Annotated in this window: 8 protein-coding genes and 2 pseudogenes; 5 read left to right on the top strand and 5 right to left on the bottom strand. The window is 51.0% G+C overall.

Annotation, left to right across the window (positions count from 1 at the left end):
- Positions 1–165 precede the first annotated feature (165 nt).
- The 5 genes and pseudogenes from AYY17_RS18215 to AYY17_RS18195 form a co-directional block, all read right to left on the bottom strand.
- Positions 166–967 (bottom strand): annotated as a pseudogene (locus AYY17_RS18215) (ATP-binding cassette domain-containing protein).
- Positions 967–1773 (bottom strand): ABC transporter permease, encoded by an 807-nt coding sequence (locus tag AYY17_RS18210; RefSeq protein ID WP_067426151.1) that lies wholly within the window; start codon positions 1771–1773, stop codon positions 967–969. Before AYY17_RS18210 ends, AYY17_RS18215 begins: the two are co-directional and overlap by 1 nt.
- Entirely contained in the window at positions 1770–2738 is a 969-nt protein-coding gene (locus AYY17_RS18205) for an ABC transporter permease (protein ID WP_067426149.1), read from the bottom strand. Before AYY17_RS18205 ends, AYY17_RS18210 begins: the two co-directional genes overlap by 4 nt.
- Positions 2738–4333, bottom strand: coding sequence for an ABC transporter substrate-binding protein (locus AYY17_RS18200; RefSeq protein ID WP_067426147.1), 1596 nt, complete (start codon positions 4331–4333; stop codon positions 2738–2740). The genes AYY17_RS18205 and AYY17_RS18200 overlap by 1 nt, the downstream gene beginning before the upstream one ends.
- Before the next feature lie 658 nt (positions 4334–4991).
- A complete protein-coding gene (locus AYY17_RS18195; RefSeq protein WP_067426145.1) occupies positions 4992–5768 on the bottom strand; it encodes an energy transducer TonB family protein in 777 nt (258 codons plus the stop codon).
- Between the two features lie 190 nt (positions 5769–5958).
- Between AYY17_RS18195 and AYY17_RS18190 the strand changes: the two are divergent.
- From AYY17_RS18190 to AYY17_RS18170, 5 genes and pseudogenes are all read left to right on the top strand, one after another.
- Positions 5959–6497, top strand: a pseudogene (locus AYY17_RS18190) (RNA polymerase sigma factor).
- The gene (locus AYY17_RS18185; protein ID WP_067426143.1) at positions 6497–7462 is read left to right on the top strand and encodes a FecR family protein; all 966 of its coding nucleotides are present in this window, start codon (positions 6497–6499) and stop codon (positions 7460–7462) included. Before AYY17_RS18190 ends, AYY17_RS18185 begins: the two are co-directional and overlap by 1 nt.
- A gap of 89 nt (positions 7463–7551) precedes the next feature.
- Complete coding sequence (locus AYY17_RS18180; RefSeq protein ID WP_067426142.1) at positions 7552–10299, top strand: secretin and TonB N-terminal domain-containing protein; 2748 nt, start codon at positions 7552–7554, stop codon at positions 10297–10299.
- 42 nt (positions 10300–10341) lie between these two features.
- Positions 10342–12042, top strand: coding sequence for an ABC transporter ATP-binding protein/permease (locus tag AYY17_RS18175; RefSeq protein WP_067426140.1), 1701 nt, complete (start codon positions 10342–10344; stop codon positions 12040–12042).
- Complete coding sequence (locus tag AYY17_RS18170) at positions 12032–14818, top strand: M16 family metallopeptidase (protein ID WP_067426138.1); 2787 nt, start codon at positions 12032–12034, stop codon at positions 14816–14818. Before AYY17_RS18175 ends, AYY17_RS18170 begins: the two co-directional genes overlap by 11 nt.
- Positions 14819–15174 lie beyond the last annotated feature (356 nt).

The raw sequence follows: 15174 nt of genomic DNA, 5'->3' as shown, positions 1-15174 counted from the left end.
TTTCAGATTATACGGCGCTTCCGTTACCGCATATAAGAGAATAAATATTTGTCACTGTATTTAAATGTAAAATTTTACGTTGCGCTGATTTTCAGCGAATAAAACAGTAATACTCATATCCGGATAAAATAAAGCATATTATTACATCCGGATCGCCGGTCATTATTATTGGTGCCACTGCCGGTTCTGTTTTGTACCATTGAGAAAACGATGCTCCGGTAATGCATCCCATAACGATTGCAGCCACGGGCTGCCTTCTCCGCTCAGCAATGCCTGTGAGGTCAGCGTTTCCTGTAAAACCCCATGACGCAGAACGGCTATTCTGTCAGCAAAACGCGCCGCCATTGCCAGGTCATGTGTAACCCACAACACACCACGCCCGTCTGCGCACAATACTTTCAGGTGCGCGAGCAATTGCCCTGCATGTTCATCATCCAGCCAGGACGTTATTTCATCCGCTAAAATATACTGCGCGCCGGTCAGTGTTGCGCCACAAGTCAGCACCCGCTTAGCCATTCCGCCGGACAGCCGGTTCGGAAATGCATCCGTCAGCTCCGGGCGCAGATTATAACGTTGCAGCTGACGCGCCACATCATGCATTTTTACGTGCATTCCGCTCAGTGTTGCCGCGCGTTCAAGCTGCGGGCCGACACGCACCAGCGGGTTCAGCGCACTGACACCCTGAGGCACATAACACAGGGTATTTCCGCGGTGACGCTGTTTTGTTGCTTCCGTCAGCGTTTCCCCTGCCAGAGAAATGGCACCGCGGCAGCGCATATTGTCCGGCAGTAATCCCAGCGCACTTTGCAGTAACAGGCTTTTACCTTCACCGCTGCTGCCAATCAGTGCCACCAGTTCTCCCGGATGGATAGTCAGGGAGATATCCGTCAGCAGCGGCTGCCAGCGTTTTTTTTCTCAGCCAGTTAAACTGAGCGACATCAATAGCAAGCTGATCAAATTTCAGCATTATGCGATCCTCAGCCAGAGCTGTTGTAACGCTTTTGCAAACTGGTCAAACAGTAAGACCAACCCCACCAGCACAAACCCCGGGAAGAACGCCAGCCACCAGGCACCGGTACTGAGATAGCGCAGCGCATCTGATAACAAAATACCCAGCGATGCTTCATGCGGTGCCAGACCAAAGCCCAGAAAACTGAGCGCTGCACTGTGCAGTACAGAGTGCGGGAACATCAGTAATGTGCCGACAATCCACTGCGGTAATAACATTGGCAGATAATGATGACGCCAACAATACAGTCGCGAATTTCCCATGCGCTGTGCCAGCATCACATAATCCGTTTCCCGTACCCGCAAAATCTCCGAGCGCAGGATCAGGGTCAGTTTCGGCCAGTGCGTCAGGGCTATCGCCCAGATAACCCCGGCTTTCCCGCCGCCCAGCGTGAAGCAGATTAAAATCAGTAACAACAGGTGCGGCAGTGCCAGCAGGGCATCAATCACACCACGGACCAGATAATCTGTTCCCTTGTTCACCGTGGACAACCCTGCCATGGTCAGCGCCACCAGGCCACTGGTCATAGCGGAAATCAGCCCGATTTGCAGGCTGGTCGCCATTCCCTGAAAGGTGCGATCCCACAGGTCGCGCCCCAGGCTGTCCGTACCAAACCAGTGAGCGGCAGACGGCGCCTGACGCCGCGCCAGGAAGTCCATATCAATATCAAGATGCGTTATCCAGATGGCGTACACGCCCAGCAGGACAAGCATCAGTAATGTGCCGGTCAGTTTTAACAGTGCGCGGTTCGGGTTATAGGTCATGATTCGCGGATAACCCCCCGGTTAATACGGCGCAGCAGAATATCCGCTGTGCTGTTCCCCATAAAAATCAGGATCGCGCAAAACATCACAATGCCCATCAGTAACGGGATATCTCCCCGTAAACCCGCATCTATCGTAGCCTGCCCCAGTCCGGGATAGGCAAATACTTTTTCCGCCAGCAGTGAGCCGCTCAGTAACTCCCCGACAGACGCAAACTGCAAACAGAGCGCCGGTGTAATCGCGTGGCGCAGCACATGAAATTTAATCATCGGCCAGCCTTTATCCCCCTGCGCTTTTGCGTAGTGGATAAATTCAGTGCTCATCACTTCAGCCACTTTTGCCCGCGTATGCAGCGCAATATTTCCGACACCCAGCAGCCCCAGCGCCAGTACCGGCAGGATCAGATGGTGAACCTTCTGTCCGAATGTTGCACTGTCAGCATCCTCGCCCATCGGCCAGGCGCAGCAGACCGGTGCCCATTGCAGGGAAACCGCAAACAGGGACAATAACAGCAGCCCTATCCAGAATGTCGGGATCGAGGCCAGCAGATACGCAAATGCTGAAATAATCTTATCCGGCCAGCGATTCAGATACCGCCCGGCCACCAGACCCATCAGCAACCCGGCAATACCGGAGAAAAGCCAGGCGCTGATAAGCAGCGCCAGTGACGGCCCCAGCCTTGCTGAAATCACCTCAGACACCGGCGCGTTATACAGCATCGAATACCCGAGGTCACCGCGGATCATCTGTGAAAACCAGATCCAAAAACGCTGCCACAGCGGTTGATCCAGCCCCCAGCGGGCGGCGATCACCGGATATTGCTCCGGTGGTACGTGCAATAAATCGTTTCCGATATAGGCACGTATCGGATCTATCGGTGAATAGCTGAGGAGGATAAACACCCCCGCAGCTGTCACCGTCAGCAGACAAACAAACCGCACAAAAAGAAATAGGGCACTGCGCATTATTTACAGGTCCAGGCCCAGTCATCCACGCTGTTTAACAGTGACCACGAGCCGTGTATTTCCGGCGCACCTGTGCCAAGTTCCACACAATTATTCACAACATAGGTATGCTGAACATTGAGTAACCATGCCCAGGCAGCGTCACCTTTAATCCCGGTACCGGTTTTACCGTTCCAGTCCACCTGCTGCCAGACAGGGATCGCTTGTTCCTGATCGGCGGCACTCATGGCTTTTTCCAGGATGGCATCCACCTGCGGATTTTTATAGTAGCCCGGGTTGTAGAACTCCACACCGGCGGCCTTGCTGCTGTAATGATGGACTAATTCCATCGGATCCAGACTGCCCCAGCCGAACAGTGTCGGGTTCGAATGCATATGGCGTTCAACGGTTTCCCAACTGCCGGATTGTAAATCCAGTTCGATTCCGATTGGTTTCAGGAATGCACGCAGCGCCTGGGCCAGGTCACGGCGGGTAGTATCTCCGCTGGTGTACCACAGAGTCAGCTTCGCGACTTTTCCGTCTTTTTCACGCAGACCGTCTTTGTTCAGTTTCCAGCCGGCCTCTTCCAGAATCTGTTTTGCTTTTTCCGCATCACCATCTTTAAATGCAGCGTCCGGATTATTCCACGGCAACCCGTGAACCCCGGTAAAGGCAGGGACGGCATAGCCTTCCATCACTTGTTCCGCCAGCAATTTACGGTCAATCGCATAGTTAATTGCTTTACGGACAGCCACATCAGAGGTGATATCGTTTCCGATCGGATTACCCTGCGCATCTTTTTCGCCGGCTTTCGGAATAGGGAACACAATGCCGCGGTTTTCCACACTGGCGCGTTCAACCAGCTTCATGCCCTTAACATCCCCGGCGGTCGCTGCGATCACCGGCGGAATACGGACAACTTCGAGCTGGCGGCTTTGTGCTGCGGCAAAGGCGGCATCTTCATCGAGGAAAACAAAAATCAGTTTATTAAAGTCATTTTTCGGTCCGGCGTAGTACGGGTTGGCCTCAACAATCAGTTGCTGACCAGGCTGGAAACTGACCAGACGGTACGGACCCGCACCGATTGGTTTCTGAGCATATTGTTTGGCGTCGTATTTATCAGCTGAAACAATCCCCAGAGAGCCTAAGACATTAATAAACGTACTTTGCGGAGCGGAAAGGGTAATTTTGACGGTTTGCGGGTTAATTTCTTCGGCTTTGGCGAAGTTCCCCATATCGATTTTGCCACCGCTTGCTGCCGCATTATTATAAGTAAATACGACATCTTTCGCGGCCAGCGGAGAGCCATCCGAGAATTTCAGGTCTTTTTTCAGCGTCAGCGTCCACTCTTTTCCGTCATCACTGTGGGTATAGTTGTCCAGCATATAGCTGTGCCAGGAAAGATCGGCCTTTTGTTTCAGTAACGGGCTGTGCAGTAATAAATAACTGCCGTGGCTCCAGCCGAGCATCGGGTCAAACCCTTCGGTCGGCTCCGCGCCGATAGCCAGCCGTAATGTATGACCGGTGTTTTCTGTCGCAGCCAGTGCAGAAGCACTGATAGCGGTACCTAACAGCAGAGAAACGAGTGTTCGTGCAAAAATCGACTTATTGATCATTATTTATCCTTACCTAACTAAAATTCACAATTTTTAATTAATCCGGAATTGCGCAAAATTACCTATACAGAAATGAATCCGAGTGTACAGAGTTTATACCTCTGAAGCTCAGTCTGAAAATGATGCATATTAATGAATCATCGTAAAAATCAGATTTCTTATATATTAAATTCTTTTATTCGACATGCCTGTCAACGGGTAACAACACTACCTGTTTTCCTGATAATTTCGCCCTGAAATAACAAGTAACACCTGACACAAATACCGGGTGAAAACACTGACTTCCTACTGAATTAAATCAGCATAATGCCGGGTTCCCACCGATATCACATGAACATAAAGTGACACGCTCTGCAGTGTAACATACTCTTTTTTATATTCACCCTTGGTGTATTTGCCACCAAAAACATAAATATCTCTAATTAATATTGTGTACTCATCTCCGGTTTATTCTGCCGGCATTGCACTTTCTTCAGATATACACAGGCTTTACCGATACAGTTACGATATGAGTAACTAAAACTCATTTAGATAAATTAAGAAAACCCATAGAAAAACCGAAAGATTGATGAAGAAAAGCTGATGTAAGAAGGGAAAAATACAGAAAATACAGACAATTCCTAATTATAACCACGTAATTTCGGGAATTGTCTGCTGGTTACAGGTAAAAACCAATAGGGGTCACTATCTCAATATGCCCGTCACGGATACGGTCATGCGGCGGTAACGGAAAAGGCGCTGCCCGCTGAACAGTGGCAAGGGCTTCTTTGTCCAGCTGTGTTGTGCCGGAAGAGTTAACCAGTTCAGCTGAAATCACATTTCCCTGTGTATTCAGGATAACTTTTACATGGGAAACCCCGGTCGATTTATAACGCAACAATGCCCGCGGGTAGCGTTTGTATTTCGCCAGATGTGTATGTACCGCACTTTCCCAACCGGTACTGCCGCTGACGGCTTGTGGTGCATAACTGGTAAAATCAGCACGGCTGGCAGAACTGTCTCCCTGACGCGGTGCCGAGGTGCTCTCCGCCATCACAGGCGAAGGACTTTGTATTTCCGGTGTTTTCACGACAGTAACCGGCTTTTTCTCTGCTTTTTTCTTGGGTTTTTCTGCTTTTCGCGTCCAGGTTCCCCGGTCAGATTGTGCCAGTTTATCGGTCAGTGCCTCACGCTCCGGCTCGGTTACCGGCTGTGGTGCCGGTTGTGACATTACCTGTTTTATACCTTCCGCTTTTTCCGGCGGTGCGCTTTCCAGCTGATAAATCCCCGCGGTCAGTTCAAACGCCGGGGGCAACATTCCTTTCTGTTCTTCAGAAGAGAATGTCAGCCAGCCCAGAAACAGCACCGGCACAAGCGCATGAACCCCCAGACTCGCAACCATTGCGCCTATCGGATATCGCCTGTTTTGATAACAGGATGCAGCCACATTCAACATCACTCAGCTCACTTTTTTAATCGTTATTTACGTATTTCAATTTATAAAATTACAGGCATAATGATAATGCAAATGATATTCTTTTTTATTATTAATAATAATTCTAATAACAACAATAAGATTTTTGGATTTTTCCAAGCCGTGCGTAATGATCCCTTCATTTACAATCACGTTGATATACACCAGAGAAATGACAACTGAAAAATCGGTAAGCAGGCTGATCGCCGGCGCCTATCACTCAACCTATCATCAGCTTGTCCGCTTCTTCCACAAGCGGCTGGGCAACAGTCAGGATGCCCGCGATCTGTCACAGGATGTATTCGCACGCTGGCTTAAAGGCGGCGGGGACACTTCTGTGCAGGAAACCCGGGCGTCTTGTTTAAAATCGCCAACAATGTGCTGGTCGATCACTGGCGTCACAGCCAGCGCAAAGGCCGTGATCAGGTAAGTGAATGGGATGATTCACAGGCGGCTGATATTGCACAGGATAATGCAGATCCGCAGGTACAGCTTGAGCATCAGCAGCGCCTGACGCGGCTGTACGAAGTGTTAAACCAATTACCTCCCCGCCAGCGGGAAGCGTTTGTGCTTTACCGCTTTGACGGACTGTCACAAAGTGATATTGCGGAACAAATGGATATCTCAGTCAGTATGGTGGAAAAACATATTGCCCGCGCCCTGCTGCAATGCAAGCGCGCCATGAACGCCGGAGAACAGAAGGACGGATAATGGCAGATACCGCGCAGGAGCAGGACGAACGGGATGATGCCGCCGCGCTGTGGTTCACGCGCTGGCACAGTCAGAGCATGAACGCACATCAGCAGAATGAGCTGCGCTCATGGCTGGCGGCATCCCCTGAAAATCAGCAGGCATTTGATGAGATGGCGCAGATGTGGAGTGATATGTCCTCTCTGCCGCGCCCGGCGGTTGCCGCAGAAAAACCTGTCCGTACTTTTTCCGTTCTGCGCCCGCTGCGCCACACACTCGCCGGTTTTTTTATCCTGATCATGCTGTTTCTGCCTTACAGTCAGTTACCTGCGCTGCTGATGGATAACCTGACGCTGGCCACCACATCAGATAGTAAATCCATGATATTACCGGATGGCAGCCGGATCTTTCTCAACCGCGACAGTGAGGCCGACATCGCTTACGAGCAGACACACCGGCGCATCACACTTGTCCGGGGTAATGCCTTTTTTCAGGTGAAAACCAATCCCTGGCGGCCTTTCATCATTCAGGCAGACGGGCGGGAAATTACTGTTGTCGGGACCGAATTTGATGTCCGCAAACAGGGCACTGAAATCACCGTATCCGTTGCCCGCGGCATTGTTGCCCTGCGTGATGCAACAAAAGAGAGCCCGGTTTATCTGAGAGCCGGTGATGAAGCGGTCAGTACGGCGCGCGGACATAAACCTGTCATCCGCCATATCCTGCCGGAGCTGGCCGGAGAGTGGCGCAACGGACAAATCAGCCTGACCGATATGCCTCTTCGCGACGTGGTTTCCCGCCTCGCCCCTTATCACAACCGCACCATTTCACTTGCTGCCAATGCCGGAGAGCTGCGCGTCTCCGGGCGGGTCAATATTGATGATGCCGGATCCTTTTTTACTGCCCTGCCGCAGGTTCTGCCGGTCAGCGTGACAGAACAGCCAAATGGCACGCTGTTGATTATTAAGAATAATAAAAATAAATGAAAAAAAGAATGATTCGCAGGTGAGGATAATTATCATTTCCGCGTCTTCTGTCATAGGGGATACCTATGGCATATTCGGAAATAATAACAATGACAATAAAATCTTCACCATACACCGCAAAAGCACTGCGCTCAGCCATTGTGCTGGCACTCGGGCTGGCGGTGACACCACTGGCAGTGGCCGATATCACGCTGGATCTGCCGGAACAGGCGCTTACCAGCTCACTGAACACCATCGCAAAACAGGGGCAGATCCAATTACTCTATGATGCCGGTCAGTTAAACGCCTTGCGCGCACCGGCACTCCACGGCAGCTATTCACCCCAAACGGCGATCCAGACTCTGCTCGCAGGCTCCGGCCTGACCATGGTACAGACCGGAAGCAGTTTTGTTATCCGTCCGCTGACCACCGGCGGGGATACCATTCTTATCCCGGAAACCCGCGTGCAGGGTGAAATGGCGTATCACCCGGCAACCGATGTGATGTCGGCTCCGCAATATATTACGTCAGAAGAGATAAGCCAGCGCAGTACCGGCGACGGCAACGTGACAGAATTGCTGCGTACGAACCCGGCGGTACAGTTTGCCGGAAACGACAGCTCTTCCCTCAATCAGGGTGAAATCAAACCGGCGCGTATTTCTATTCATGGTGCATCCAGTTTCCAGAATGCGTATAAACTCGACGGCATCAGTTTTAACAACGATTTTGACCCGGCAAAAAATACACTCGGTGAAACCTCCACCCGCGTGGATACCGGCGACCAGGGACTGTATATCGACAGCCGCCTGATCGACAGTGTGACGGTTTATGATAATAATATCCCGGTGGAATTCGGCGGATTTACCGGCGGCAGCGTGGATGTCACCAGCCGCCGCTGGAACGGTGAAAATAGCGGACACGTGTATTACCGTACTACCCGCTCCTCCTGGAACACCTTATTTGAAGACTCTTCGCAGCCGATTGATTCATCCAAAAATGACATCAGTAACCCGGCTCGTTTCCAGAATGAATATAACAAACAGGATTTCGGTGGCTGGTTTGAAGTCGGTGTGACTGAAAACAGCGGTCTGACCGTTTCTGCGTCCCGCCGAACTTCCGACATTCCCGCCAATACCTCGGTGCTGATGGCGGTAATGGATGGCGACACGCTTGTCGGTTATGATTTCGATAAACGCAAACGCAACCAGAAACGCACCTCCGATAACCTGTTTGTAAAATATGCAATGGATATTTCCCCGGTGACAACCGCGGATATCTCCATGAATTATTCCGATTATAAATCCCGTCTATTTGCCTCAAACATTGCCAACTCCGGTTATGACAATAACCATAAAGGGTTAGGATTCACCAGCGTCCTGAAACATCAGACCAGCCTGGCGGATCTGGAATTCACCCTGGGCTATCAAAAACTGAAAGATGACCGGATAAATGATGAGCAGCACTTTTATGAGCTGAAAGATATATTACCGGACGGCAAAACCATTATTAACACCAAAATGGGCGGGCTGGGCGACCTGCGGACAGAGCAGGATAATGTCACCACCAAAGCCGTTGCCCGCTTCCTGCAATCAGAAGGTTGGGGCATGACACACCGCCCGACACTGGGAATGGAAACCACCTACACCAAAGGTCGTTATATCCGTGATAAATCGCACTATCACACCAGTGATGACTACGCCACTTATGCAGGAATGGGTATGGACATAACTAACATTCACCGTTTCCTGCCGGGTACCGCATCCGTCAGTTATAACAACTATTCCCTGTTTGCCGATGACAACATTGAGATTGGCCGCCTGACACTGCGCCCGGGTATTCGTGTTGATCGTGATGATTTTGTGCAAAGTACCAATATTGCCCCGCGTTTAGCGGCAACCTATGACCTCTTCGGTAATAAAAATACCCTGCTGATCGCCGGTGCCAACCGCTATTACGGCCGTTCGATGCTGACGTATGCACTTTACGGCGCGCAGAATGCCGGGCTTGAAAAATGTTATATGTGTAATTGGAACGAAGAATGGGTTCCGACTAATGATTTCGAGGGTCTGGATTCACTGAAAACCCCGTATAACGACGAAATTTCACTCGGTCTTCAGCAGGAAATTCTCAGCACCACCTGGCGTCTGACCTATGTCCACCGCGAAGGCTATGACGAAGTGCGCAGCCGGACAAAATACGAAAACTTAACCGGTCCGGACAAATACAGCGACAAAGGAAAGATCCGCACCTTTGATAACGCCGGACGCAGCAAGCACGACTCAGTCACACTCGCCGTCAGCAACAGTCAGCCGTGGGAATGGGCGCAGGCATCTCATGTTTTCTCTTCCTCCGTTGTCTGGCAGCAGACCAAAAGCAACTTCCCGTCTGACCAGGGTTATGCGTTCTTTGAACCGGGCTCGGCAATTAACTCCGACAAAGTTATGTATGGCGGCAAGGTGATTGATGTCAGCGATCTACCGGCAAGTAACTTCAATTCACCGCTGAAACTCAATGTTGAACTGACCAGCGACTGGGATAACTACGGCGTTTCTTTATATAACCGCCTGCAATGGTGGGGTGCGCGCAGCCAGGCTGTCCGTCATGAAAACGAAATTATCCGTGATCCTCAATACGGTGAGTTACGTGTGTATCAGAAAGAAAACTTTGCCTCTAAATTCACCTGGGATACCCGCGTGAACTGGAAACCGGAGTTTGCGTACGGCGCATCAGTCTCTGTTGAAATCAATAACGTACTGAATAATAAAAATGTCGCCGATACCTTTATTTACGGCGGAAACAGAGTGATTGCCTACGATCCGGGCCGTCAGTTCTGGTTACAGATGAATTACGATTTTTAATCTGAGCATGTGAGCAATGTCTCTTAACTTTATGAATAATAAATGAAAACAATAAAACACTTTTTCTGGTTGGTAAAACCGTTCTGGGGGCAGCGCGCTGCCCTGTTTTGCTGGTTCTTACTGTTACTCTCCCTCGGGCTGACACTCTCCTCCGTCTGGTTCAATATCCGCATGAACCAGTGGAACGGGGATTTTTATAATGCATTACAAAAGCTGGATGGTGCGGCGCTGTATCAGCTTATCAAATTCTTTGTGATCCTGGTCAGCGGGCTGATACTCGTGGTGGTGCTCGGTACGTATTTCCGGCAAAAACTGGCTATCCGCTGGCGGGAAGGCATGACAGAGCAGATCCTCAGCCGCTGGTTGTCGCCGCAGAGCCGTCACTATCTGCTGCGCCTTACCGCACAGGAGCCGGATAACCCGGATCAGCGTATCGCCGAAGATGTGCGGCTGCTGGTGGAGTCCACACTCAGTCTGTTGATTACCTTTCTGCACTCGCTGCTGACCCTGGTCTCTTTTGCCGCGATTCTCTGGCAGCTTTCCGGCAGTATTCTGCTGTCTGTCGCCGGTCACGACTGGCGGATAGACGGTTATATGTTCTGGGCCTGTATTGCCTATACCCTGGTGGGGATCGCGCTGACACAGCTTATCGGCGGCCCGCTGCGTAAACTCAATATGGAAAAACAGCAGCGCGAAGCGGATTACCGTGCGGCGCTTATCACCCGCAAGCAGCATGGTGATGCCATAGCCGGTCAGCGGGGCGAAAACAGGGATAAACAGCAATTGCTGTCACGCTTTGCCCGCGTCGCGGCAAACTGGAACCAACTGATCCGCTGCGAGCGGAATCTGTCATTCTATACAGTGGGTTATCAGCAGGTTACCGCGCTTGCGCCAATTCTGTTTGCTCTGCCGAAATTTCTTGCCGGTGAACTGATGCTCGGCGGGCTGATGCAGCTGCGTCAGGCATTCAGCAGTGTCGCCACATCCCTCGGCTGGTTTATTTTTGCTTATAAAGAGATTGCCGCCTGGCAGGCGACCGTGACCCGTTTGTATCACTTTGTCCGTCTGCTGGACAATGACACAACATCTGATATCACACAGACAAATCATGCCTCTGTGCGGTTGGACGCCACCACCGATATTCTTCTTCAGGACAATACCCTGCTGTTGCAAAATTTCTCTCTGTCACTGCGCGCAGGGGAATTTGCCATTATCAGCGGACGCTCCGGATTGGGAAAATCCACTCTTTTGCGCACCCTGAGCGGGCACTGGCCATATTACCGGGGCTCAATCAGTCGTGAGCAGGATGTACTGTGGGTTCCGCAATCAGTTTATCTGCCTTCAGACACCCTGCGATCTCTGCTTGCCTATCCGCTGCCGGCGGCGCAATTCACAACAGCGTCTTACCATGATGTGCTGGCTGCCGTCGGGCTGGAAAAACTACAGCCACAGCTCGATGTTGATACCGACTGGCGTCAGCGCCTGTCCGGCGGAGAGCAACAACGCCTGCTGTTTGCCCGTCTGTTACTGAATAAACCCCGGCTGATGCTGCTTGATGAAGTGACCTCTGCTTTAGATGATGACTATGCCATCCGTATGATCCGCCTGCTCAGGCAGCGCCTGCCTGACAGCACTATTTTACTGGTCAGCCACCAGCGTTTTCTTCAGCAGGAGGCAGATCAGGTGATCACCCTCAGCGCCCCTGCCACAACCCGTACATCAGGAGTCAGTTATGCGTTATAAATTTATTATGGCCGGGGTGGCACTGACCCTTACCGGCTGTGCTGCGGTTAATAATAGCGGCGCAGATAACCGCCCGCTGGCACAGCGCAGCGATTTACAACACATCCGCCTGGCGAACGGCATGAATGTGTATCTGCTCTCAAGGGCACAGCCCGGTGTTGAACTGCGTCTGCTGGTAGAAAGCGGATCGTTGCAGGAAACAGAAGAACAGCGCGGTCTGGCACATTTTACCGAGCACATGGCGTTCAAAGGCACCACCCATTTTCCTGACACACAGAGTTTTAAACAGCTTGAAAAACAGGGGCTTAATCTTGGCAGCCATGTGAACGCCGCCACCAGCCTCAACTCCACTGTCTATAAATTGTCATTACCGCAGGCCACTCCCGCGCAGGTTGAAACCGGCTTACAGGTACTTGCCGACTGGGCGCAGGGCATGACATTCGACCCGGTTGCCTTTGATAAAGAGCGTCCGGTTATTATTGAAGAGTGGCGTCTGCGTCAGGGGATCGGTTTTCGTATTAACAATGCGCTGGAACAGCTTCGCTACGCGGGCAGCCGCTATGCACAGCGTGATCCTATCGGATTATTGGACATTATCCGCAATACCCCGGTCAGTACCGCAAAGGACTATTATCAGACCTGGTATCAGCCGCAGCGTATGAGCCTGGTGGTTATCGGGCAATTTAATCATCACGATGTCAGTGAACTTGCGAAAACCTATTTTAATCAGCCCGCACAAACCACTGCCGCACAGGATGACCCTGCATGGCAGCACTTTGCGCCGCAGCCGGATCTGCTGGTAAAACCGGTCTTTGATAAAGAGCAGGGGCAGCGCATTATGCAGTTTGCGCTGCAACGGGATATCCGCGCACCACTTGATACCCGGCAGGGACAATATGATGATTTACTGGATAACCTCTGGGTCGCTATCCTCAACCAGCGTCTGACGGCACTGGTGGACAACGGGCAATTACCGTCTGCCAGTATTAACCCGCAGGGCGCCATGCTGGATAAAAAACGCCTCCAGCAGCTGATGATTATCCACCCGCAAAACGGCGATTACCTCAGCGGTATCTCTCTGCTGTGGACTGAAATTCAGCGCCTGGCCACTCAGCCGGTGACACAGGCAGAGCTGGATGATGCAAGACAGAATCTGCTGGCAAAACTCAGTCAGCAGGCCGCCGGGGAATCCCGCTACGGTAATGATTATCTTGCTGATAATATCACGACCGCTCTGGAGTACCGGATGCCGGTGCAGGACAAGCGCCAGCAACTCACCACAACATGGGAACTGATTAAACCGGTCACACCGGACACACTGAAAAACCATGTAGCAGGGTTCCTGCAAACATCCTCACCCCGCCTGGCGATCATCGGTCCGGATAGTGAGAAATCTCAGTTTAACGAAAAAGCATTCACAGAGCGCTGGCAGCAGATCCGTAAATCCGCACCCGGTCCTTTCACTCTGAAGGTGCGGCAGGTAGCGCTGAATGTTACCCCTGCCGGACAGGGCACTATCGTGCAGGAACAATCTCTGCCGCTGCCGGCAACCGAATCCTGGCAGTTATCTAACGGGATGCGCATTATTGTGCATCAGGATAAATCCCTGAAAGACAATATTCAGATAAACCTGCGTATTCCGGGCGGCCGCTCACTCGAACCGACAGGTCAGGAGGGATTAACCGAGTGGGCGCTGAAACTGCCGGAAAGCAGCGGTTACGGGGAGTTGAGTGCACGGGAGCTGGCGCTGTTCAGTAAACAGCACAGCCTGACATTACGTCCGTACAGCGAATTGCTGAACCACGGTTTCCGTGGTGAAGCCCCGCCGGAAGAGCTGGATACACTGCTGAAATTATTGCACCTGAAAATAACCCAACCACAGTTCAGCGGTGAAAAACTGCTGCGTAATCAGCAGGCGACGCTGGAAAGTCTGAGTAGCATGCCGGTTGAGCGCCGTTTTCTCGATGCTATCAATCAGGAAAGCCATACCAATGGCGGGCGTCTGGTTATCAATGAAAATGGCGGATGGCGTCATTTTACCGCAGCACAATTGCAAAATAATAATCACCTCCTGCTCAGTCCGGTACAGGATATGACACTGGTTATCAGTGGTGCTGCTGATAAAAAACAGATTAAACAGTCCGTCGAAAAATGGATAGCCGCCCTTCCGGCATCCCCGCAGCGCCTGCAATGGCGTGACCCGAAAATCGCACCAAAGATGGAACCACTCAGCCGCACTTATCCGATTGCCAGTTCAGACAAAACCATGGTCAGCATTCAGTATGCGGCCCCGGCACAATGGTCACAGAAAGAAACACTGGTGCTGCAACTGCTCGACAGTGTTATCAGCCGTCAGTTACGCAGCGCATTACGTGAACAGGCGGGCGGGATTTATGCTCTGAGTTTTTCATCCATGCTGGCAAAACTCCCGGCACCGTATTACAGCGCCCGGCTGAACTTTACCACTGATCCTCAGCGCGCAGCTGAAATGACCACACTGAGCCGTAATGTTCTTAACACCCTTAAATCACAGGGCGTTCCGGAAGAAGCGCTGAAAGAAGCCAGAGCAAACTGGTTACTGGAAAAACAGCAGGTTTATCAGAGTGCCGCATTCTGGACTGAATCCCTGGCACAAATTGCCGGTGATGATAATAATTTTATCCGGATAATCCAGGAAGAAGCGTTAATTAAAAATATAACGACAGATGACCTTAATCAGGCATTATCCCGTTACAGCGGAGAGAATGAAAAAGTATTTATGCTGACACCGCCATAATATATACAGAGCCTCTTGATAGAGGCTTTTTTATTATTTAATCTAAAATACAAAAGTAACAATAGTTGTATTTAAATATGACAGTTATTTGTTATGTGATATATATCAATATTATCATCGGAATTAACACTACACACACCAACTCTCTCTGTTATTCTCTTCGCGGGTGCCTGATTCTGTCCGGATCAGGTTATATTTTCCCTGTTCCGGTCAGAAGAAAGCCCCGGTTACGTTTTTCAACATAAACCGAGGCCGATTCACTCACCTGAACAGTAGTGATTCTGCCTCCTTCACTTTTAGGAGTCAAGAGAAATGACCAGACTACCCGTTAAAGATTCAACTGTAATTACAATGAC

Source organism: Morganella psychrotolerans (assembly GCF_001676055.1).
GTDB classification, from domain to species: domain Bacteria; phylum Pseudomonadota; class Gammaproteobacteria; order Enterobacterales; family Enterobacteriaceae; genus Morganella; species Morganella psychrotolerans_B.
The sequence above is the reverse complement of the archived record's forward strand: the minus strand, read 5'-3'. Positions and strand labels throughout refer to the sequence as shown.